This window comes from Bacillus sp. UMB0728 (assembly GCF_002858875.1).
Classification (GTDB): domain Bacteria; phylum Bacillota; class Bacilli; order Bacillales; family Cytobacillaceae; genus Bacillus_AB; species Bacillus_AB infantis.
Genome location: NZ_PKLA01000002.1, coordinates 60,937 through 83,207, shown reverse-complemented (window position 1 = coordinate 83,207; position 22,271 = coordinate 60,937). Strand labels below are relative to the sequence as shown.

General features: G+C 46.6%; 17 protein-coding genes. 5 read left to right on the top strand and 12 right to left on the bottom strand.

Annotated elements, in window-relative coordinates; translation table 11 throughout:
• Positions 1–57: 57 nt before the first annotated feature.
• Together CYJ37_RS06060 and CYJ37_RS06055 are read right to left on the bottom strand one after the other, a co-directional pair.
• Positions 58–1,449, bottom strand: a complete 1,392-nt coding sequence (locus tag CYJ37_RS06060) for a hypothetical protein (protein WP_094767815.1) — start codon at positions 1,447–1,449, stop codon at positions 58–60.
• A 246-nt stretch (positions 1,450–1,695) separates the two neighbouring features.
• Complete coding sequence (locus tag CYJ37_RS06055; RefSeq protein WP_101548528.1) at positions 1,696–3,087, bottom strand: DUF1565 domain-containing protein; 1,392 nt, start codon at positions 3,085–3,087, stop codon at positions 1,696–1,698.
• A 404-nt stretch (positions 3,088–3,491) separates the two neighbouring features.
• Between CYJ37_RS06055 and CYJ37_RS06050 the strand changes: the two genes are divergently transcribed.
• The 4 genes from CYJ37_RS06050 to CYJ37_RS06035 are packed head-to-tail and all read left to right on the top strand — an operon-like array spanning position 3,492 to position 7,441.
• Entirely contained in the window at positions 3,492–4,559 is a 1,068-nt protein-coding gene (locus CYJ37_RS06050) for an iron-siderophore ABC transporter substrate-binding protein (protein ID WP_101548526.1), read from the top strand.
• 1 nt (position 4,560) lies between these two features.
• Positions 4,561–5,595: a FecCD family ABC transporter permease gene (locus tag CYJ37_RS06045; RefSeq protein WP_180827269.1), complete on the top strand. Its 1,035-nt coding sequence runs from the start codon at positions 4,561–4,563 to the stop codon at positions 5,593–5,595.
• Positions 5,592–6,623, top strand: a complete 1,032-nt coding sequence (locus tag CYJ37_RS06040; RefSeq protein ID WP_101548523.1) for a FecCD family ABC transporter permease — start codon at positions 5,592–5,594, stop codon at positions 6,621–6,623. The genes CYJ37_RS06045 and CYJ37_RS06040 overlap by 4 nt, the downstream gene beginning before the upstream one ends.
• Positions 6,623–7,441 carry an ABC transporter ATP-binding protein gene (locus CYJ37_RS06035; RefSeq protein WP_101548521.1) on the top strand — a complete coding sequence of 273 codons (819 nt, stop codon included), beginning with the start codon at positions 6,623–6,625 and terminating at the stop codon, positions 7,439–7,441. Before CYJ37_RS06040 ends, CYJ37_RS06035 begins: the two co-directional genes overlap by 1 nt.
• Before the next feature lie 70 nt (positions 7,442–7,511).
• Here CYJ37_RS06035 and CYJ37_RS06030 read toward each other — a convergent pair whose 3' ends face one another.
• From CYJ37_RS06030 to CYJ37_RS05985, 10 genes are all read right to left on the bottom strand, one after another.
• Positions 7,512–9,179: a glycerol-3-phosphate dehydrogenase/oxidase gene (locus CYJ37_RS06030; RefSeq protein ID WP_101548519.1), complete on the bottom strand. Its 1,668-nt coding sequence runs from the start codon at positions 9,177–9,179 to the stop codon at positions 7,512–7,514.
• A 269-nt stretch (positions 9,180–9,448) separates the two neighbouring features.
• On the bottom strand, positions 9,449–10,939 hold the full coding sequence (gene glpK / locus CYJ37_RS06025; protein ID WP_009794678.1) for a glycerol kinase GlpK: 1,491 nt from the start codon (positions 10,937–10,939) through the stop codon (positions 9,449–9,451).
• 77 nt (positions 10,940–11,016) lie between these two features.
• Positions 11,017–13,035, bottom strand: a complete 2,019-nt coding sequence (locus CYJ37_RS06020) for an alpha/beta fold hydrolase (protein ID WP_101548517.1) — start codon at positions 13,033–13,035, stop codon at positions 11,017–11,019.
• 240 nt (positions 13,036–13,275) lie between these two features.
• Complete coding sequence (locus CYJ37_RS06015) at positions 13,276–13,809, bottom strand: glycerol-3-phosphate responsive antiterminator (protein ID WP_022544619.1); 534 nt, start codon at positions 13,807–13,809, stop codon at positions 13,276–13,278.
• A 75-nt stretch (positions 13,810–13,884) separates the two neighbouring features.
• The gene (locus CYJ37_RS06010) at positions 13,885–14,592 is read right to left on the bottom strand and encodes a DNA alkylation repair protein (protein WP_101548515.1); all 708 of its coding nucleotides are present in this window, start codon (positions 14,590–14,592) and stop codon (positions 13,885–13,887) included.
• 209 nt (positions 14,593–14,801) lie between these two features.
• Positions 14,802–15,077: a hypothetical protein gene (locus CYJ37_RS06005; RefSeq protein ID WP_253618988.1), complete on the bottom strand. Its 276-nt coding sequence runs from the start codon at positions 15,075–15,077 to the stop codon at positions 14,802–14,804.
• 370 nt (positions 15,078–15,447) lie between these two features.
• Positions 15,448–15,810 (bottom strand): DUF2294 domain-containing protein, encoded by a 363-nt coding sequence (locus tag CYJ37_RS06000; RefSeq protein ID WP_101548510.1) that lies wholly within the window; start codon positions 15,808–15,810, stop codon positions 15,448–15,450.
• An 84-nt stretch (positions 15,811–15,894) separates the two neighbouring features.
• Positions 15,895–16,374, bottom strand: coding sequence for a DUF1641 domain-containing protein (locus CYJ37_RS05995; RefSeq protein ID WP_009794684.1), 480 nt, complete (start codon positions 16,372–16,374; stop codon positions 15,895–15,897).
• Entirely contained in the window at positions 16,374–19,346 is a 2,973-nt protein-coding gene (gene fdhF, locus CYJ37_RS05990; RefSeq protein ID WP_009794685.1) for a formate dehydrogenase subunit alpha, read from the bottom strand. Before fdhF ends, CYJ37_RS05995 begins: the two co-directional genes overlap by 1 nt.
• 53 nt (positions 19,347–19,399) lie before the next feature.
• A complete protein-coding gene (locus CYJ37_RS05985) occupies positions 19,400–20,212 on the bottom strand; it encodes a formate/nitrite transporter family protein (protein ID WP_035402980.1) in 813 nt (270 codons plus the stop codon).
• Between the two features lie 605 nt (positions 20,213–20,817).
• On the opposite strand from CYJ37_RS05985, the gene CYJ37_RS05980 reads away from it, so the two are divergent.
• Entirely contained in the window at positions 20,818–22,260 is a 1,443-nt protein-coding gene (locus CYJ37_RS05980) for a DEAD/DEAH box helicase (RefSeq protein WP_180827268.1), read from the top strand.
• The last annotated feature ends 11 nt before the right edge of the window (positions 22,261–22,271 follow it).

Below are 22,271 nucleotides of genomic sequence, written 5' to 3'. Positions count from 1 at the left end.
CCCTGATGGGGCAGGCACCTTTTTGGATTAGGGGATCAGCGGCAGGCACTGGCTGGTTCAAGCTCTTTTCTGGAGCTGGATACACAGCTGGCGATAGGCATCTGATTCGTAGTCCATCCCTTTTTCATGGTAGGTTTTCGCCAGCCATTGCAGAGGTCTCGGATCAGCGGGCTTCAGCTCCATTTCCCAGCTGAAGCATTCAACCGCTTTATCCAGCTGGCTCAGTTCAAAATACAGCTCCCCAAGCTGCTGCATATCATCGGGATCTTCATAAAGCTTTTGCATCATATCAATTTTTTCAACTATCGCCAGCTTCTTATTCTTGTCTTTTAATGGCTTCAGCCAATTTTGGATATATGGCAGCTCATGAGTATTCAGCAGCGATATGACAAACTTTTTAAGGAGCTTGTCAGCTTTTTCAGGGAATCTGCTGATATATCGCTTGATGAGGGGATACAGCAGTTCAGGCTGGACAGGCTGAGTGTCCGGCTCCCACTCTTCCAGCATTTCCCCAACGGCATATATCTGAGAATCATCCAGCTGAAAAGCATTGGTTTTCATCAGTTTGAAAACTTTATCAGCAGCATGGTTTTGTATATATTTTTCTAATAGATCCTTTTGCAATGGAAGGAAGGCAGGCAATTGAAAAGATAAGGACTCTTGAATGTGGAGGGAATCTATTTCTGTATGCTGAGCTAGCAATCTTAAAAGATGGGCATAGCAGTCAGGTGAAGGTGACGCTATGAGTTTTTGTATGGATAAGGCGATGAGGTCCATCCAGCGGGACTCTTTTTCCAGCCGGTCAATAAGCTGCTGGAAGCATACTTCGTCCTCCCTCTGGGAATAGAGTGTTTTTTCTGCAAAGATGGGATCTTTGGCAAACAGTTTCTCAGGCTTTTCACTGTACTGCCAGGCATATTTACTGAAGATCATATCATTGCTATGCGAAACAGCCAGACTCGTTTTTGGGGCAAACTCCATGATCAGGCGGATCATCTGATAGCCTGAAAAATAGTCTCCATTGCGGCGGTATTCATAATAGACGGATTTAATTTCATTGAACAGATCCCTTTTGGGTATCAGTGATTCGAAAAAGGTAAGAATAAATGACTTTTCCTGGGGGGTGTATTGCCTTTCCAGCTTTTTTAGCAGCTGTTTAAAGCTGATGCATTGGCAAGGTTGATTAGAAGAAAGCAGTATTTTGATAAGCGGGTGGGGACTTTCGAAGACTATGCCTTTTTTAAAGGCGTGCTCAATGTAAGAATGGCGGCGGAGTTTCGTGGTTTTCACCGCTGTCAGGAAATGATATTTATAAAAGATAAGATAATAAACTTCATTCTTTTCACTGAACGCTTCAATTATCTGACCTTGCAGATAGAATGCTGCCCGCTCCGCTTTTAGACTGATCTGTTTTTTATGATCATAAAGCAAGAATTGATCCTGTCTCATTTCAAATCCCCCCTTATTTCTGCTGTAAACAATAACTGATCTGTATAAAATAACCCTCTATCAGTATTTTAGCATACGGAAGCGCCACACCCTAACTTCGGGTTCTGGCATACAAGTTCCTTCTCCCAAGGCTGGAGTCACATTGCCAGATGCCCGCTGCCATTTTCCGGGCCGCATCCGATGATTGGTCATTGCATAGATGCTGCGTGCTGCTTGGAAGCAAAATAAAAAACCTGCAGTGCAGGCCTATTTTTCCAGACGGAAGTCTTTCTTTCCTTCATCTATAAATTCCGGTTTTTGAAACACACTATTGCCGTCCTGCCGGCTTTTCTTTTGATATTCACTGAATCCGGAGATCTCTTTTTCTTCCCAGATCCAACGTGCTTTCTTTTCCCCGCCGCTAACATAATACATATTATGGTTGATGCTGTTGCCTTCACTTTTCCTGAAAGGGCTGCTGATCAAAAGTCCCGATTCACCCGCAACCATGATATTATTCTTGATTGTATTATGTTTAGTATTGTATTGAATGAGCACTTGCCCGCCGTCCTGATATTCCCTGTCATTCTTATACAGTACATTATCAGTAATGCTGGATTCAACCGTATTGCCTCTTTCCTCGTCATACCCGCCTATGGCAATGCCGGCACTTCTATTTTCAAAGATTATATTTTTGCGGATACTTATCCCGCTTGTCGACTTCCCTTTATGTTCACTGGCTGCTTCGATGCCGATATCATTCTGATAGACCCGGTTCTCCTCAATTGTTATATCCTTTCCTCCATCCACATAAATGCCGCCGGCTGTGTAATGGGGGCCATATGCAGGGTTGCCGTAGCTCGATATCCCGCAGACGGTATTATGGCTGACAAGTCCATTCCTGGCCTGGTCATAAGCCTCCCGGGGCGATGTTCCTTCATATCCGATCATATCAATTCCGATGTTATTGCTCTGCCTGACGATATTTTTGGTCACTTTAAAATGGCTCACATTCCCGTTTAATACAATTGCTTCACTCCAGCCAAGCTTTAAGTCCTCTACGAGGTTCCCCATGATCTCTATATCTTCAATTGCTTCCGGCGCCTTTGTTCCATAGACTGCAATCCCGTGGGCATTGCCGTTTTCATGTAGCGTCTCAATATGGTGAACATGATTCCGCAAAATCCGGATACCCTTTCCGCTGCCGCTGACAGAGATGCCGATCGGCACCAAATCTTCTTCCGCTGTTTTATAGTTTCTGACTTCAAACCCGTCAATCGTAATATAACTTTTATTATGGATGGATATCAGACCTTGGTTGTCCCCGTTTGCCTTAAGGCTTGTTCCATCCAATACTGCTTTCTCTTTTTTATATGACTTAATCATAATAGGCGCATTCTTGGATCCGGATTCCCTGATAACAACCTGCTCCTTATAAATACCTTCTCTAACATAAACGACAGTTCCCGGCTCTGCTGAATCAGCTGCCTTTTGTATGTTTTTTAAAGGCTTTTGCTTGCTTCCCGAATTTTTGTCGCTGCCGTCCGGCGACACATATAGAACTTTTTTCGGGGAAGTCCCTGTCTCCGTTTCATTGATGAACATTCCGATGGCCAAAAAAACCAGGATCAGCACCAGCCCTGCAATCCACTTATTCAATACTATTTCACTCCCGTCAGCTTCACTCCAGCCAGTCCCTTTTTAAGAAGAGGCATGGCAGCCTAGAAAATCAGCCTATTGCTATTTTCATCCTGCTTCATAATATCGGCAAAAACCTCATCCATTTCAATAGAAATTAAGCATAAACCGCCGGCTGCCGCTTTATGCAGCCCTTCATCATAACTAGAAGCCCAACAGCGCATGCTATGGGTGCAAGCTGCCTTTTGAAAAATCCTAAAAGCACAGCAAAGTCACAGGATCCTGAATCAACTGTGCCTGCTATACAATGTTCCTCCCAGTTTTCTGAATTCTAAATATTCTATTGACATCATCATCCATACCATATAAATTAATGATAGTGATAATTATTATCAATTACGTTCAGAGAAGGAAGGAAAAACAAGATGAATGCCAAACGAAGATTTTCTATTTTTACAACATTCCTGATCGCTTTGCTGACTTTTGCATTAGCTGGCTGTTCAGATGATCAATCAAATGGAAACTCAGAATCTGCCGGGAATTCCAACACAGATAAGGCTGAATCCGAAGAAGCTTCTGCTGAGTATCCAATCGTAATCAAACATGCTTTTGGCGAAACTACTATAGAAGAAAAACCTGAGCGCGTTGCTACGATTGCATGGTCGAACCATGACGTCGCTCTTGCTCTAGGCGTTGTGCCTGTAGGCTTCTCTGCTGCAAACTATGGTGTTCAGGATGACAGCGGGATGCTGCCTTGGACAGCGGATGCACTGAAAGAACTTGATGCCGAAACCCCTGTTATTTTCCAGGATACTGACGGCCTTGATTTCGAAGCCATTGCTGATGTAAGCCCTGATGTGATCCTTGCCGCATACTCAGGCATCACTCAGGAAGAATATGATACACTAAGCGAAATTGCCCCAGTTGTTGCCTATCAGACAAGCCCTTGGGTGGCCTCATGGCGCGAGCAAGTAACCTATAATTCAATGGGCTTGGGCATGGAAGAAGAAGGCAAGCAGCTGATTGCCGATACAGAAAAACTGATTGCAGATAAAGTGAGCGAACATCCGGAGGTCAAAGGGAAGAAGGCTGCATTCGTAAGCTTTGATGCTTCTGATTTGTCCAAGTTTTATATCTACTCTCCAGCAGATCCGCGCGGTGCATTCCTTTCTGAGCTGGAGATGGAATATCCTGAAAGTCTCACAAGCCAAATGACTGATCCAAACAGCTTCTATATCGAAGTAAGTGCCGAAAATGCAGATATGCTGAACGATGCTGAAATTATCGTATCTTATGGAAATGATGAAACTCTTGCAGCCCTGCAGGCTGATCCTATCCTTGGAAAAATCCCTGCAGTAGAAAGAGGCTCTGTTGTCATCATCGGAGATAACACTCCGCTTGCAGCAGCAGGTACACCGAGCCCGCTCTCGATTGAATATTCCATTGACGAGTATCTGACATTGCTTTCAGAAGCTGCAGGCAAAGTTCAGTAAAATGAATCATACTTCCGTTTCAGAAAATAAGCAGCTGCATCTGCCGAAGCATTTCATCATGGTGCTGGTCCTTTCTATGGTCCTGCTCGGCTTATGCGTATTGGCTTCACTTGCTTTTGGATCCCGCATTGTGGGATGGAATGATCTGATGGACGGCTTATTCCATCCGGAAGCAGAGAGCCATGGAGCAAATGTGGTGCGCCAAAGAATTGCCAGGACTGTATTCAGCTTAATGTGCGGAGCGGCATTAGGAGTTTCCGGTGCCCTCATGCAGTCGGTCACCCGCAATCCAATTGCAGACCCAAGCATATTGGGAGTCAACACAGGGGCAGCATTATTCGTTGTCTGCGGAATTTCCTTTTTGGATATAGGCAGTGCTGGCCAGTATATCTGGCTTGCATTGGCTGGTGCATTCATAACTGCCATTTTTGTATTCGGAATTGGTTCAATGGGGAGTGGCGGTGCCACGCCCCTTAAGCTCGTTTTAGCGGGTGCTGCCACAAGTGCTGCGTTATCATCCCTTGTGATGGCGGTTATGATTCCCCGCTCCAACGTGATGGATCAGTTCAGATTCTGGCAGGTGGGCAGTGTCGGAGCAGGAAATTGGAACTCTGTCTCCATTTTCATACCCTTTCTTATTATTGGACTGCTGATTGCCGTCTTCACAGCTCCAGGACTGAATGCACTGGCACTAGGTGATGAAGCCGCCAAGGGGCTGGGAGTCCGGACAGGAACCCTCAAGCTTTCCGCTGCCTTTGGCGGCGTCCTTTTATGCGGTGCGGCGACAGCGCTGGCAGGCCCCATCGGCTTTATCGGCCTGTTGGCCACACACCTGATCCGGCTCGTCATCGGCCCGGATCTGCGGTTTGTCATCCCGATGGCTGCTCTTTCAGGCGCAGCCATCTTAACCATAGCAGATGTGTGCGGCCGGGTACTGGGAAGTCCGGGAGAGCTTGAAGTCGGTGTTGTTACAGCCTTTATCGGGGCTCCTATATTGATCTTAATTACTATGAAAGCGAAAATGCGTGCGTTATGATGAATGAATCCATGAATCTTATTATGATGGGCAGACTAAAGAGACGACGCCGGTTTGTCCTTGTCACTTCGCTTCTTGCCATGATCGCCTTCTCCCTCTGCGGGACCATGCTTATGCTGGGAAACACGATTTATCCTGTTTCAGATGTCATCAGCGTGCTGATGGGCGAAAAAGTAAAAGGCGCTTCATTTGCAGTGGGCACCATACGCTTCCCGAGAATGATTGCAGGTGTTTTTACAGGGTTTGCTTTTGGCGCTGCGGGACATGTCTTCCAAACGATGCTCCGCAATCCCCTGGCAAACCCGAATGTGATCGGCATAACAGCCGGATCCAGCGCCGCTGCGGTTTTTTGCATCACCGTCCTCCACGCGAGCGATACCTTTGTTTCCATCGCATCCATTATCGGCGGGCTTACTGCAGTGGCTGTTATTTTTCTATTATCAAAAGGTTCTTCTTTCTCAATAGGCAGATTAATCCTGATCGGGATCGGCATCCAGGCCATGCTTGATGCTGCCGTATCCTACTTATTGCTGATTGGCCAGCAGAATGACCTCCCTGCTGCCATGAGATGGCTGACAGGGAGCCTGAACGGGGCGAAAATGGAAGATCTTTATCCGCTCATGATTACAGTCCTGATCTTTGCCCCCATCATCATGATGCTCGAGAAAAGGCTGGATATGCTGGAGCTTGGGGAACAGGCAGCTACCTCACTCGGGGTAGATACCAATAAGACGCGATTGATGCTCATCATCAGTTCAGTGCTGATCATTGCATTAGCTACCGCGGCCACAGGACCGATCGCATTCATCGCGTTCCTTTCCGGGCCCATTGCCAAGAGGCTGGTGGGGGTTGGATTCTCTAGCATCGTCCCGGCAGGCCTTGTCGGCATCATTTTAGTACTGGCAGGAGACCTTATCGGACAGTTCGCATTCGATGCCAGATATCCTGTAGGTGTGATCACAGGCATTATCGGTGCCCCATATTTGATCTACCTGCTGATCCGAATGAATCGAAAGGGTGATTTATAATGAAACCGACACATGATTTCCGGGCTGAAGGAGTCACTGCCGGATATGATCAGAAAACCATCCTGCATGATATAAGCATCAGCATTCCCAGCAGCCAAATAAGCATCATCATCGGTGCCAACGGCTGCGGTAAATCGACCCTGCTCAAAACAATGGCAAGGCTGATCAAACCTGATTCCGGGCAGGTTACCCTGGGAGGTAAGCCCATTCATAAAATTCCGCCAAAACAGCTGGCCCGGGTCCTCGGGCTTCTTCCTCAAACACCGATTGTTCCTGAGGGAATAACGGTTGCAGACCTGGTTGGACGCGGAAGATTCCCGCATCAGTCTTTTCTGAAAGGCTGGACTAAGAAGGATTATGAAGCTGTTGCTGAAGCAATGGAGCTGATGAAGATCACTGAATTTGCCGACCGCCATATCGATGAACTCTCAGGCGGCCAAAGACAGCGTGTCTGGATTGCCATGGCGCTGGCACAGCAGACTGACATCCTGTTCCTGGATGAGCCGACAACCTACTTGGATATCACCTACCAGGTCGAGATCCTCGACCTGCTGACAGACCTTAACCGGAAGCACGGAACGACAATCGTCATGGTCCTTCATGATATCAACCTGTCTGCCCGTTATGCAGACCATATTTTTGCTCTCGATAAAGGAAAGCTTGTGGCAGAGGGAGCGCCATCAGAGGTTATTACAAGCAAATTGATCGAAGATATTTTCGGCCTTCACTGTACGGTTGTAGAAGACCCTGTTGCAGGATGCCCATCTGTAGTGCCTATAGGGCGCCATCATGTAAAAAGGGAATTTGCCTTTAATTGATTTGCCGAAAAATCAAAAGGGTCTGGTCCCAGCTTTACTAAGCTGGGACCAGGCCCTTTTTGGTCTCTATTTAAAATTCTTCCTTTTCAATTGGATGTGAGGCCTCATAAATCAGTACATCCAGCTCTTCTGTGTAAGCTGCTGCCTGTTCCTCTGACCAGCTGAATTCTTTTTTCATGAACATGATCACAGCATCCTTATGTTCCCGGACCCACCCGATGTCAAAGAAGAGGGCCCCTGTCCTTCTGATGAAGAAGTCGGCAGGCTTGTAGGCCATTTCGTAGTCAATGCTGTATCTTAAGCCAGCGTAGACGACTGGATCAAGATTTTCTGCCAAAGCCTTTTCTTTGCCGTTTTTATAGATATCAAAGACGATGTCCACGTTGGAGCCATAGCGCTGAACAAGCTTCCTTGCTGCTTTTTCGGTCAAGCCCAGCTCTTTTCCTTCGCTCACTTTGTTTGTCATAAATGACTTAAATCCTTCAGAACCGCCCACATCGCCGCCGGATATTGGCAAGTGCATCGTGGCTGTTTTAGGGTAGTCTGCTTCATCTTCTTCACCCAGCTGCTTTGCCACTAGATCGACGATGCTTTCCGCCATTTTCCGGTAGCCTGTCAGTTTGCCGCCGGCAATGGAAATGAATCCGGAATGCGACACAAAGATTTCGTCCTTGCGCGAGATTTCAGAAGGTGACTTCCCGTCTTCATGAATCAGCGGCCTTAATCCGGACCAGCTTGATTCCACATCATCAGCCGTGATCTTCACATCAGGGAACATGAAATCAATCGCACCAAGGACATAATCCCGGTCTGCCACCGTCATTCTTGGATGGGCAATATTCCCTTTGTAGACCGTATCTGTGGTGCCTACATAAGTCTTGCCTTCACGCGGGATGGCAAAGACCATGCGGCCGTCAGGCGTGTCAAAGTACACGGCCTGTTTCAGCGGAAATCTTTTGCCGTCGAATACAAGATGGATCCCCTTCGTCAGCTGCAGCGATTTGCCTTTTTTGCTATGGTCAATTTCCCTCAGTGTGTCTACCCATGGGCCTGCTGCATTGACGATTTTCTTTGCCCGGATTTCCTGTACCGTTCCATCGGTCAGATCTTTCGCTTCCACACCTGCCACTGCACTGTTTTCATAGACAAGATCAGTGACTTTCATATAATTGAGTGCAAGCGCCCCTTTTTCAACCGCTTTTTTCATGACTTCAAGAGTCAGGCGGGCATCATCTGTTTTATATTCAACATAATAACCTGCGCCATTCATCCCCTCGCGCTTTAACAGCGGTTCCCGCTTCAGGGCTTCTTCCGGCTTCATCATTATTCTTCTTTCGTCCTTTTTGACACCGGCAAGGAAGTCATATACCCTCAGGCCGATATTCGTTGTGAATGGTCCGAAAGTGCCTCCCTTATAGAACGGAAGCAGCATCCATTCCGGTGTGGTGACATGCGGCCCGTTCTCATACACAATGGCCCGCTCTTTGCCGACTTCTGCGACAACCCCAATTTCAAATTGCTTCAAGTAGCGCAGTCCGCCGTGGACAAGCTTTGTGCTTCTGCTGGATGTACCGGCAGCAAAGTCCTGCATTTCAACGACAGCCACCTTCATCCCTCTCAGGGCGGCATCCAGCGCGATTCCAGCGCCTGTAATCCCGCCGCCGATGACAAGAAGGTCCAATGGCCCCTTCTGTATTTTTCCCTTTATATCATGTCTTTGTAAGTTGGTGAATTTCATCAAATCAGTCCCTTCAGGATCATCATATTCATGTTTCAGCCCGGCTCCAGCCTATGAGGAGCTGTCTTGTTTTTTAAGCTCTATAAGTCCCATACCCGAAAAACAAAAAAAGAGACCACAAATCAGCCCTGCTTTTCGTTGCCGAAAAATAGAGCGATGTGGTCTCTCGAGTTCTCCATCCAAATATATTAACTTGTTTTTAGTATACCATGATAAAGCTGAAAATTAAAGCATTCCAATCGTTTTGTGGAACATTATGGAAATTGACTTCATTTATACTCACGGGTGGCCGCCACAGCTTTTTTCCAGCCTTTATAGAGTTCTTCGCGCGTCTCTTCGGCCATTTCTGCCGTGAAAGTGCGGTCCTTTTTCCAGTGTGCTGTGATTTCCTCTTTTTTGGACCAGTAGCCTACAGCCAGGCCGGCTAGGAAAGCAGCCCCCAGTGCGGTCGTTTCATTGACAACCGGGCGGTCTACAGGGGCGCCGAGGATGTCGCTCTGGAATTGCATCAGGAAGTTATTTTTGACCACACCGCCGTCTACCCGCAGGGATTTCACCTCTGTACCGGAATCTGCAGCCATGCTGTCCAGCACATCTCTTGTCTGATAGGCGAGCGATTCCAGGGTCGCCCGGATAAAATGCTCTTTTGTCGTCCCCCTGGTCAGGCCGAAAACCGCACCGCGGGCATCGCTGTCCCAATACGGTGTCCCCAGTCCGACAAAGGCAGGGACCACATAGACGCCTTCTGTAGAATCGACCCTCAGTGCATACTGCTCGCTGGCTGAAGCACTATCGATCATCCTCATGCCATCGCGCAGCCATTGGATGGCCGACCCCGCTACAAAGATGCTGCCTTCAAGTGCATATTCAACTTTCCCATCCACGCCCCATGCAAGCGTCGTAAGCAGCCCATGGCTCGATTTAACAGGTTCTTCACCGGTATTCATCAGCATAAAGCAGCCAGTTCCGTAAGTGTTCTTCGCCATCCCTTTTTCAAAGCAGGCCTGGCCGAACAGAGCGGCCTGCTGATCGCCGGCGATGCCCGCAATCGGGACATTATGCCCGAAGAAGTGATAGTCCACTGTATGGGCATACACTTCAGAAGATGGGCGGACTTCAGGAAGCATGCTTTTTGGTACAGTCAGGATGTCAAGAAGCTCTTCATCCCACTTCAAATCATAAATATTGTACATCAAGGTCCGGGAGGCATTGGAATAATCAGTCACATGAACCTTCCCCCCGGAAAGCTTATATACCAGCCAAGTATCAATGGTGCCAAACAGCAGATCGCCGTTTTCTGCCTTCTCTCTTGCACCTTCCACATGATCAAGAATCCACTTTACTTTTGTACCTGAAAAATAAGGGTCCAGAAGAAGACCGGTTTTACTATTGAACAGATCATTATATCCCTGTTCCCGCAGGTCGCGGCAAATAGGCTCTGTCTGACGGGACTGCCAGACGATGGCATGGTAAACAGGCTTCCCCGTGTGCTTATCCCAGACAACCGCGGTTTCACGCTGATTCGTGATGCCGATGCCCGCTATTTCCTCCGGTCCCACATCAGCCTTCCGCAGGACGGATGCCATACAGGCAAGGATCGAGGTCCAGATTTCGCTGGCATCATGCTCAACCCACCCTGGCTTTGGAAAAAATTGCTCAAATTCCTGCTGAGCCGTTTCCACAATCTCACCGTTTTTATCGAATAATATGGCACGGGAACTGGTTGTGCCCTGATCAAGTGCCAAGATGTATTTCCCCATAGTTATTCCTCCCTCCGCTTGATAAAAAAGAGCGGGGGGCAGATGGGCCCCTTGCTCTCTATATATTTTGCAGACTATTAAAAGATCGTGTAAAGCGCTGTGTTTGCCAGTGTGATCAGTGTCATCAGCAAAGTATTGATGAAGGCGCCCACATAGACATTTCCTGTTTTCCTATAGAAGTAGCGGTTAAACAGCGCCGCTACGAGAAGGGCTGGCACCAGGCCAATTACAATGATGGAAGAAAGCGATTCGCCCGGATAGCCGGCAGTTCCAGTCGTAAACAACAGGCCGTAATGGTAGGCCAGGTAAAGAACAAGCCCGCCGATGAAATGGAAGACAGAAATGAGATAGCCTTTCCATCCATTATACTTCACAGTCGCTGTATTCATGTTGACGGACAGGCCGACAACAAAGTAGTAGATCAGGAATAATGGTGCATATTTCAGCAGTGCTGCCAGATGCTGGCCTTCGAATGTTTTTACAGCGAATGTCCAAATGCGGAAGTCTACCTGGAAAAGGGCATCCATCAGATAAAGAACCCCGTAGCCGATCGCAACAGCCCCAATGGCAGTGACAAGCGAAGCAATAACTGACTTGACGCTTGCTTTCACGCCATAATTCTTAATCGCAGCACCTTCAGGTTTTTTCGCAACATAATGGTAGCCGACCATCATCATCAGTGTGATGATTGCCACATTGATCGCCCAATACAGAACTGGATTCACAGTCGGGGCGCCAAAAAGCTCTGTTGTGGCAAGCATTTTATCCTGCAGCCTCAGATAGATATATTGAATCACACTTAGAACGAGCATGATAGCAGAAACTGTCTTGATGCTGCGCTCTGATTTTTTCACAAAAGAAGAAATCAGGACAATGGCAGACAGGGCAATGAAGATCATGCTGATCTGCCTTAATAATCTCATTCCATAAACATCTCCTCCATATAAAGCGGAGAAGAACAAGGCAGGGAAAAGCCCGCCGACAACTATCAGGATCAAGCCTGCCAGCTTCGCGCCGTTTGTCTTTGGAGCAGGAAGCGGCTCTGGCCTGCCGGTATAGATGCTGTTAAGGAACGGCAGCCTTGATAATAAGGACACAATTGGCACAAAGAGCAGGAAGAATCCGATCAGGGCGACAAAAGAGAACCACTCTTTAAACATCCATGTCTGCCCATCACTATCCACTGTTAATGAACCATTATAGCCGGCAAATGCCCTATCATAAAAATCGATGGCATCTCCTGTAGACGTTTTGGAGAAATGATTCCAAGGATGTGTCTCATTTGGCTGATAAATGATTCTTTCTCCGCCGTTCACCTCATACACTTTCCCAGCCTCAGGCTTTTCCGGGTTGCCCAGGAAGCTCATGCCTTCTTCTGTTGCAGCATAGTTTTTCTTCACTACAGGCGTACCGGCAGCTGCTGCTTCTGCATCAAAAAAGAATTCATCATACTGTCCGGCGATTTTTCCGGAAGGCCTGGGCCCATAAGAGTTGTTGATATCTTCTATAGTATAGCCGAGAGACTTCAGCCATTGATAGTCAGACCCCATTGTAAGGGAGCTGTAGATTTTCCTGATGCCGCTTTCCTGGAAATCCACTTCATCCAGCATGACGGCATGGGTGGAAGAGAAACCGCCCATACTGTGGCCGGAAACCGCAATGATGCCATTGCCGTTTTCATCTTTCAGGACATAATCCTGATCATACATATACTGGACAGCATCATAGATCGCATGCGGCCAGAAGGAGAAGAATGGAACCGGCTTTTCCATTGTGCCTGTTGAATGGCCATGGTCATACTGATCCAAGGCGAGGACTACGTAACCTCTCTTTGACATTTCGATAGCCTGTGCATCCTGCATTTCTGCAGAGTTCAGGTAGCCGTGCGTAGCCACGATGGCTGGCCTTGCTTCCTGATCTGCACCATCCGGCTTATACAGAAGACCTGAAAGCTCCCCTCTTGGTGTATCAAAATAAATGCGTGAGACATCCACATCCCCGCTCGAGCTATTAAACTGGGAAGCACCAAAGCTTCCAGCAAGAATTAACAGCAAAGAAATCACTAATAAGACGACCGGCTTCTTTACTCTATTCATCTCATATCCCCCTTTTAACCTATTGATATTCAAGATATATTGCCTAAATAACCAGATCGGAAAGACAAAAAAGACACATTAAACACCCCTGAATCCTGAATTCAAGGCATTTAATGTGTCTCCTCATCTCGTCACGGGTTATTAACTTATCCCTAGTGTAAATTCAAATGAAAACGTTGTCAACATAATTCGACAATTTTCTGAACAATGTTCTATTTTAAAATAAGGAAAAAGGCCCTGTCACCATAAATCCCGATTGGAGGTGGTGACGGCAGATGCTCCGTTATTCAAAGCACTTTGTATATCCTCTTCGGTACGGATGAGTCCCCCTGCAATCAGCGGAATATCTGTTTTCTCATGAATTTCTTCCATGATGCCCGGGATGATGCCGGGCAGAACCTCGATATAATCCGGTTTGACTTTGCGGCTGATCCTGACATTATGCTCCAGTACATGGCTGTCCAGTGCAAACAGTCTTTGAATCGCAATGACATTGTGCTTTTTCGCCAAAGAAATGACATTAACCCTGGTAGAGACGATGCCGTCCACCTTCACGTTATTGATCAGATATTCAATCCCATACTCGTCCACCTTCAGCCCTTGAACGAGATCCGCATGCACAAACACCTTCTTCCCGCTCTGCTTCGCATACTTGACCACACTTTCGATCTGCGACAGGCGCGTCTCCAGAAGAATGATATGCTCATGATCCCTCTTCAATACATGCTCAAAATCTTTCATATTTCGAATAGCCGGGATTATGCCAGTAAACAATAGATCACATCCAGTTTATGTTAGTAGAAGTCTGTTAGGTACATTCTGCGGGTTTGGGCAGGATTTAGCAATAGCCTAACACCTGACATATCTCCTCTTAAAGCCAAGCCGTCCTCTATCTACTTCTTTCTGCAGATTTTCGTATGGATTCAGCAGACTGTTCTTTTTATTTTCCCGCTTCATTTCTACCACACCAACTTCCTGTGCGGTCCCGAGCGCCTTTTCATGCTGCGGCAAATAGGAAAGCCCGACAGTGTATATGAAGTTGCTCATAGAAGATTTCGTTCTTTCCGGCGCGTCATGGATAGACTTTTTCGCAAGATCAAGCATACTGGAGATCTTCTCTTCCTCAAATTCATGGTCCTTCCGGTTCCCCAGCAGCCAGCAGTAGCAGCTCCAGCCTGCAGACATCTTCAGCTCGTCACCGCTGGCAATCCATTTGTCTGCAACCTCCTGAGCGATCTCTGACTCTGACAAAGTGACTGCCACTACATAGTCTGAGATCATATAAAAATACGCAGAATTGATCCAGCGGTCATAATCAGCCTCCATCATACCATTCGGATCTGCAATGATGCCGGCAAAATACATGGCATCATAGTTTCCTGTCGAGTAGAGTTCTTCGGCTAATTTCTGATCGATCTTTATTTTCTTCGCCATCGGCTTCATAGCCCCAGTCGCGACTCCAAAGAGAGGCTCATGGGCGCCATTGGACAGGTATATTTTCTTTGTCCGTTCCTTGCCGAGGGCTTCAAGCTCCTGCATGACTGTTTCGAAATCCATCTTCCGCACTTCCTTCCATGAGCTATTTATTTATAGCTCTATTTTATCATTCCTGCACAGCTTATAATCCGGGTAAAAATAAAATACGAGGCAAAACCTCTCCCTTACTGGCAGGCTTTACCTCGTTCCTATTTATTAAACCTTTGCCCTTGTTAATCGGGCAGCAGCCTGCATAAACGGCCTTTATCCCGGTTCAATGGAAATGCTCTTCAAACGATGATCATCAGCAGTCCAAAACCGATAATCCAGATCATCGGAACAGAATTAAAGATGATGGCAAGCCTTTTATTGCGCCCGCGAAGCACCCAGCCCAGAATGGAACACACAATAACAGCCACAGGATACAGCCCGATGCCTATGACAAACGCACTGTTTCCAAGGGCGATCCCACTGTCAAAACTCATAAATGACAAGCCCCAGATAGGAAACCAGGGAATAAGGCAAATAACATAAATGAGCTGGCTGATGATCAGAAATATCTTCATTATGTTCCCCCTTGCAGCGGCTATGCGCATGTCCGCAGTATGATCTGTGCTATATAAATCAGCCTATTCCTCGTGAGGATTTCTTAGCACTAAAAACCAGCCATTCCATTCTACTAGCTTAATGGGCATTTGCCTATAATAAAGAAAATTAAAGCCGTACCTTCTTCAATCCCAAAAAAAGCACAATAAAAAGAGGCTTCCCGATTGTCCAATCAACATTTGGAAAGCCTCTAAGCTTTATAATTTCTTTTAATTGTCATTCATAAACCTCTGCAGAAAATCGATTATCTCTCTCATTGTAAGAACGCTGAGATGCCATTCATGAATCGTCTAATTCACAAGCTGGTATGACGCCGCAAATGAACAGAATTCAAAGCTGTTTCCCCTCAATCGGCCGGTCAAAGACAAATACAGTCATGGCGATATCTTCTTTAATATTAATATCGGAAAACAGCCTGATCACTCTGGCGTCCATCAGGTTTTCAAATTTTAATTGGACTTCCGGCTTTTTGTAGATTTCTTTTACAAATCTTGTTCTCGTTTCATGGACCATATCTTCCCCTTGTGCCGAAGTGATCATGAACTTTTCCACATTGGTCAGATTCCCTCTCATTTCACTGACAGCCCAGGAGCCAATGAACTTGGTGGTTATTTCTTTAGGCCCATTTCCAACGTATTCTTTTCGGATTTCACGGACAAGCATACTGAATTGATGCTCCAGATTCTTTGCCATGATCTGTCCCTCCTATTGATACACATAGTTTGTTATAAAAAAGGAAACCCATTCATTATAAAATGAATGGGCCAGGATTCAGGCTTATTCTTTTAAGCCTTCCCCCATACCTTTTAATAGATTGAATCCAAATCCGAGCACACGGTTGATGTCAGGATCTTTTAAGGCCTTCATTAAGTCAAAAATCCCGATTTTGCTATCCTCTTTTAATCCCTGCTCAGCCTTTTTCATTCCTGCTATCAAGCTTTTTGACAGCTTGGCTGTTGTCTCTGGATCAAGCTGGGTGAGGATGCCTCCTGCTGCCATTGCGTTATTGATCATGTTTGTGACAGGCTCGCGTGTGAGCTGGCCGATTGCAGCATGTGCAGCATGCTCTTTTGCTTTCAGAAGGCTTCCGGCAGCATCCAGTATCCCGCTGTCATGCAATTCCTGCAAGAGAGCCAATGTCTCAAGCAGGGAATCTTTATTTTCCGCAATCCCGGAGAGAAGATTCTCCAGGGATTGCTGCTTCAATTGTTCTTCTGTCAGTTCTGTCTTTTGAATGATGCTAATCGGTTTTGCCATCAGGCATTCCTCCTGTCATAGGTACCAGGGAAGACATGTTCATTGACAGTGCTGAGCGGTACATAATCACCGCGTTCCCACTTGCGGTAGATTTCAAGACCCATTTGCGGTGTGCGTGTCGCATAGCGGGGATTGTACTTCGGAAGAGGATTCTCTCCATTCAGCTGGAGGATCTCCATCCGCACCTTCACTTGCTTGTAAGCAGGTGTATGTGTCACAACGTCAACCGCACCGCCAGTCAGGAGGTTGACCGCACTTTCATGGCTTGAAGAGTGCATTGGCACATAGACCGTTTTTCCAACAACGCGATCGGTTACAAGGACCGGCAGCTTGATCGCACCATATGGCGAGATCAGGCGTACAATCGAGCCTTCTTCTACGCCGCGTTCTTTTGCAAGTTCAGGCGATACTTCAACGAACACTTTAGGGAATTTGTAGTTCAGTCCCTCTGATTTATGAGTCATGTTTCCTTCATGGAAATGTTCGAGCAGTCGTCCATTATCCAGTGATAGATCGAACTCATCCGGGAATACAGCAGGCGGTACATAGTCAAACAATCCGAAGCGTGCTTTTTTATCAGGGAAGTTAAAGCCGTCCTGGAAAAGAAGCGGTGTGTTCGATCCATCCTGAGATCCCCAGTGGAAGCTGTTCCAGCCTTCAAGAACATCATAGCTGCACTGGCTGAAGAATGGAGTCAGGCTTGCCATTTCGTCAAAAATCTCGCTTGGGTGAGAGTAGTTCCAGTCATAGCCCATCTTTTTAGCCAGCTGAGTAAGGATCCACCAGTCCGGTTTGCTGTTGCCCATAGGCTCTAATGCTTTGTATAGACGCTGAACGCGGCGTTCAGTATTTGTAAATGTCCCATCTTTTTCAAGAGAAGGAGCACCCGGCAGTATCACATCAGCGAATTGGGCTGTTGTTGTCAGGAAGATTTCCTGCACCACAAGGAAGTCCAGCTTCGCAAGCATTGCCTGTGTATGGTTAGAGTCAGCATCAACCCATGCCATATCCTCACCGGCAACAAACATTGCCTTCAGATTGCCTTTATCCACTTCACCGAGCATTTCAATATTATCAAGCCCTGGATTTTCAGGCAGTTCCACGCCCCAGGCTTTCTCGAATTTCTCACGTAATTCTTTATTTGTCACAGACTGATAGCCAGGGAAAATATTAGGCATCGTTCCCATATCGGCAGCACCCTGTACGTTATTATGTCCGCGCAATGGATAGGCACCAGCATTTGGACGCATCATGTTTCCAGTTGCCAGAAGCAGGTTCGCAATGGCAACAGAAGTGTGGGAGCCGGCGATATTCTGTGTTACACCCATTCCCCAGCAGACGACTGTTCCATCTGCGTCACGGATCATTTCAGCCATTTCTTTTAATGTTGCAACAGAAATGCCTGTAATGCTTTCAGCTTCTTCAAGCGTATAGGACTCGATCATGCTCAAGAACTCATCATACTGATTCACATGTTCTGTGATGAATTTCGCATCATGCCAGCCTTGGTCAATCATATACTTTGTGACAGCGGAAAGCCATACAAAGTCAGTACCCTGCTTTGGACGTACAAACAAGTCGGCACGGTCACCCATTTCATGCCTGCGCACATCCACTGTGATCAGTTTCTGGCCATGTAGCTTCTGCGCACGCTTGATGCGTGTCGCAAGGACCGGATGTCCTTCTGCCGGAGCACAGCCTACCAGGATGACAAGCCCTGCACCTGCAATATCCTGGATCGTTCCAGAGTCGCCGCCGATGCCTCCTGTCTGCTGCAGTCCCCATGACGCAGGAGACTGGCAGTAGCGGGAACAGTTATCGACATTATGTGTGCCGAACACCTGGCGGGCCATCTTCTGAATCAGATAGTTTTCTTCATTTGTGATCTTAGATGAAGAAATGAAACCTAATGCATCGCTTCCGTAAGTATCTTTGATTTCTCCGAGGTTTTTGGCCACAACAGAAAGAGCTTCATCCCAGCTCGCTTCCACAAACACATCGCCTTTACGGATCAATGGTGAAGTGATACGTTCCTGGGAATTGACAAAGTCCCAGCCAAACTTGCCTTTTACACAAGTAGAAACGCTGTTGACCGGCGCATTCTCTGATGGTTCAATTTTAAGGATTTCACGGTCTTTTGTCCAAACTTCAAATGAACAGCCGACACCGCAGAAAGTACAAACCGTTTTTGTTTTCTCGATCTTTGTTTCACGCATGGCTGCTTCTACTTCTGAAACGGCCATGATTGTTTGATAATCCGGCTCAACTGCTTTTACAAGGTCGATCATAGGAGTAAGCAGGTCATCAGACATGCTTGTCATGAAGCCAGCGTTTCCAAGCATTGATTTTTCCATCAATGCGTTACAAGGACAAACAGATACACATTGTCCGCAGGAAACACAAGAGGATTCATTGATGCTTTTTCCTCCGTCCCATAATACGCGCGGCTGCCCTGTTTCCCAATCAATGGTCAGCGTCTCATTTACCTGAAGATCCTGGCATGTTTCCACACAGCGGCCGCACAGGATACATTGGTCAGGGTCATAGCGGTAAAACGGATGAGACATATCGACTTCATAGCCCTTAGAACGATGCGGACGCGTCTGGTGCTCAATCCCCATCATTTCTGCTGTGTTATGTACACGGCAGTTGCCATTGTTATTGTCACATACAGTGCAGTACAGCAGATGGTTTTCTAAAATACGGTCCATTGCTTCCTCTTGGGCGCCTTTGGCGATTTCAGACGAGGTGGCAATGTCCATGCCGTCTTCCACAACTGTAGAGCATGCACGCATCAGATTGCCATTCACTTCACACATACAAGTATCACAGCTCTGTACCGGTCCAAGAACCTCGGAATAGCATATATGCGGATGTTCGATTTCCTGCTGCATGAGATAATCTAAAATACGAGTTCCTTCTTCAACCTGGTGTGCTGTTCCGTTGATCAGAACATTCACTTTTTCCCCCACGGTAAAGCCTCCTTAGTAAAAAAACAAATCTATCCAAAAAACAAGAGTAATTATCAGCTGGCTTTCTTAATACTTGATTTTGCTCTCATAGATGATTGAAGAGAATCTTTATGAACCATCCAGTAAGCCAATGCTACGAAGACTCCTCCGCCAATGGCATTTCCAATGGCAACCGGTACAAAGTTTGCAGCATAATCAGCCCATGTGAAGCTCCCTGCAAAGATGGCTGCAGGAATGATAAACATATTGGCTACAACGTGCTGGAAGCCGATGGCAACAAATGCCATGATCGGGAACCAGATCGCAAGAATCTTACCGCCGATATCATCAGCTCCGAAAGCAAGCCAGATGCCTAAACAAACGAGCCAGTTACAGCCAACAGCGGATATTAGAGTCGGCCAGAATGCCTGATCTATTTTTGCTCCCGCAACTGCTATAGTTTTAGTCAGGAATGCACCTGTTTCCGTCATTCCAACAACATGTCCAAAGAAATAAGCTACAAAGATTGAACCAATAAAATTACTAACCAAAACCAGCAGCCAATTCCTGCCCAGCTGCTTAAACGTCGCGCGCTTCGCCATCACAGCCAGCGGCAGTGCCATCATATTGCCTGTCAGCAATTCTCCGCCGGCAATAATGATCAGCATCAACCCTACCGGGAACACGGCTCCGCCAATAAGCGAGCTGAAAGTGCCCCATTCATGCGGCAGGTCAGCAACAACCCGGATATATAATAAGAAACCTAAAGAAATAAAAGCTCCACCTAAAAATCCTAAAATGAGTGTGTGCGCCGGCCGCATGGTAGCCTTCTTCACCCCAGCTTCAACCGCCATTTCGGCGATCTGCTGTGAACTATGAAATGCCATATTTCTTCCCCCAATTATTGTCTTTATGGTCCACAATACATAAGGCATAAGGCTGCCTCTTAGGACCATCTCTCTAGAACCAGCCTGCCATATTAAAGGGCATATGAACGAGAACACAAAAAAAGCCCACTATAAAAAGGCCCCATGCATTTGCATGTACCGTTTTACAGTGGGCTGAAAGCTTAGCATTATGTAATACCAGCAAACCTTCCCGCTTCATACGAAATGAAAGAACAGGATGTACAGTCAATGTTAATTAACTAACATCAATGAACGTTTCATCCTCTATAACTTTTTAATTCTATCATAGATTCTTCGATTTGCGAATAGTTCTTGAACTTTTTTACAGGGGATACTGTCTATAAAGTATCTTTAAGTAAACGTTGACTCTTTTTGTTCCTCTATTCGTTGTTGTGTTCCTAATGAGGGCTGATGGTATCTGCTCCAGACACTTCGCTTTCCGCGGGGCGGAGTTGAGGGGGCTGGACTCTTATATCTTGTCCAGCAATTTTCAAGTATAATGAACCATATCTGATCATGCATACAATACTTCTTAAAGAGAATTCTATCCATATGACGAAAAAACAAAAAAACGGGGTTAAATAATGAGTAAAAGTTTTGCGGATTATCATTTAAGCGAAGAAATACAAAGGGCACTGGGTGTGTTAAAATACGAATCTCCAACAGAGGTACAAAGCAAGGTCATTCCATTGGCGATGGAAAAGCAGGATCTTGTGGTGAAGGCTCAAACCGGAAGCGGGAAGACCGCCTCCTTCGGTATTCCTGTCTGCGATATGGTTGAATGGGAAGAAAAAAGCCCGCAGGCTTTGATCCTTACCCCAACAAGGGAGCTCGCCGTTCAGGTTCGTGAAGATATTACGAATATCGGCCGTTTCAAACGCATCAAAGCAGCGGCCGTCTACGGAAAAGAACCTTTTACAAAGCAAAAGGAAGAATTGAAGCAGAAAACGCATGTGGTCGTTGGGACGCCAGGACGGGTTATGGACCATATCGACCGGGAAACGCTCGTCCTGGATCGAATACAGTATCTGATCATCGATGAAGCGGATGAGATGCTTAATAGAGGGTTCATCGATGAAGTGGAAGCCATCATTAAAGAGCTTCCTTCAGACCGGGTGACCATGGTTTTTTCTGCTACCCTGCCTAAAGATGTTGAAGCTCTTTGCCACGAATATATGAAAGACCCTGTTCACGTTGAGATTGAATCAACCGGGGTAACCGCTGAGACGATCGAACATTTCCTAATGGAAGTAAAGCAGGAAGATAAGATTTCGCTCCTTAAAGACATCACAGTTACAGAAAATCCTGACAGCTGCCTCATTTTCTGCCGGACTAAAGAACATGTTGATACAGTTTACACTGAACTGGATGGTGCTGGATATTCCAGTGAGAGGCTCCATGGCGGACTGGAGCAGGAAGACCGGTTTGCGGTTATGGAAGGCTTTAAAATGGGGAACTACCGCTATCTTGTGGCCACCGATGTAGCTGCCAGAGGGATTGATATTGATAATGTGAGCCTTGTCATTAACTATGATGTCCCAATGGAAAAAGAAAGCTATGTGCACCGGACCGGAAGAACCGGCCGCGCCGGAAACAAAGGCAAAGCCATTACGTTTGCCACACCTTTTGAAGAAAAATTCCTTAAAGCGATTGAAAGATACATCGGCTTTGAGATTCCTGTCATAGAAGCACCAAGCCAGCAGGATGTTGCTGCCGGAAAAGCTGCCTTCGAAGAAAAAATCAGCGGCAGGCGGGTCGTCAGAAATAATAAAACAGCCCGAATCAACCAGGATATCATGAAGCTCCACTTTACCGGCGGTAAAAAGAAGAAAATCCGTGCCGTTGATTTTGTCGGAACCATCGCCAAAATCCCTGGAGTCACAGCAGATGATATCGGTATTATTACCATCCATGATCAAATGTCATATGTTGATATTCTGAATGGGAAAGGATCGCTGGTTCTGCAGGCTATGGAGAATGCCACGGTTAAGGGGAAGAAATTGAAGGTCAGTAAGGCGATTAAGTAAGAGCCACGGGG

What these genes read in the sequence shown, in the direction of transcription:
- CYJ37_RS06040 (WP_101548523.1), top strand. Translation starts at nt 5,592, where the DNA reads ATGATGAATGAATCCATGAATCTTATTATGATGGGCAGACTAAAGAGA.
- CYJ37_RS06020 (WP_101548517.1), bottom strand. Translation starts at nt 13,035, where the DNA reads ATGAATAGAGTAAAGAAGCCGGTCGTCTTATTAGTGATTTCTTTGCTG.
- CYJ37_RS06050 (WP_101548526.1), top strand. Translation starts at nt 3,492, where the DNA reads ATGAATGCCAAACGAAGATTTTCTATTTTTACAACATTCCTGATCGCT.
- CYJ37_RS06010 (WP_101548515.1), bottom strand. Translation starts at nt 14,592, where the DNA reads ATGGATTTCGAAACAGTCATGCAGGAGCTTGAAGCCCTCGGCAAGGAA.
- CYJ37_RS06060 (WP_094767815.1), bottom strand. Translation starts at nt 1,449, where the DNA reads ATGAGACAGGATCAATTCTTGCTTTATGATCATAAAAAACAGATCAGT.
- CYJ37_RS05995 (WP_009794684.1), bottom strand. Translation starts at nt 16,374, where the DNA reads ATGGCAAAACCGATTAGCATCATTCAAAAGACAGAACTGACAGAAGAA.
- CYJ37_RS06035 (WP_101548521.1), top strand. Translation starts at nt 6,623, where the DNA reads ATGAAACCGACACATGATTTCCGGGCTGAAGGAGTCACTGCCGGATAT.
- CYJ37_RS05985 (WP_035402980.1), bottom strand. Translation starts at nt 20,212, where the DNA reads ATGGCATTTCATAGTTCACAGCAGATCGCCGAAATGGCGGTTGAAGCT.
- CYJ37_RS06045 (WP_180827269.1), top strand. Translation starts at nt 4,561, where the DNA reads ATGAATCATACTTCCGTTTCAGAAAATAAGCAGCTGCATCTGCCGAAG.
- CYJ37_RS05980 (WP_180827268.1), top strand. Translation starts at nt 20,818, where the DNA reads ATGAGTAAAAGTTTTGCGGATTATCATTTAAGCGAAGAAATACAAAGG.
- CYJ37_RS06030 (WP_101548519.1), bottom strand. Translation starts at nt 9,179, where the DNA reads ATGAAATTCACCAACTTACAAAGACATGATATAAAGGGAAAAATACAG.
- CYJ37_RS06005 (WP_253618988.1), bottom strand. Translation starts at nt 15,077, where the DNA reads ATGAAGATATTTCTGATCATCAGCCAGCTCATTTATGTTATTTGCCTT.
- glpK (WP_009794678.1), bottom strand. Translation starts at nt 10,939, where the DNA reads ATGGGGAAATACATCTTGGCACTTGATCAGGGCACAACCAGTTCCCGT.
- CYJ37_RS06000 (WP_101548510.1), bottom strand. Translation starts at nt 15,810, where the DNA reads ATGGCAAAGAATCTGGAGCATCAATTCAGTATGCTTGTCCGTGAAATC.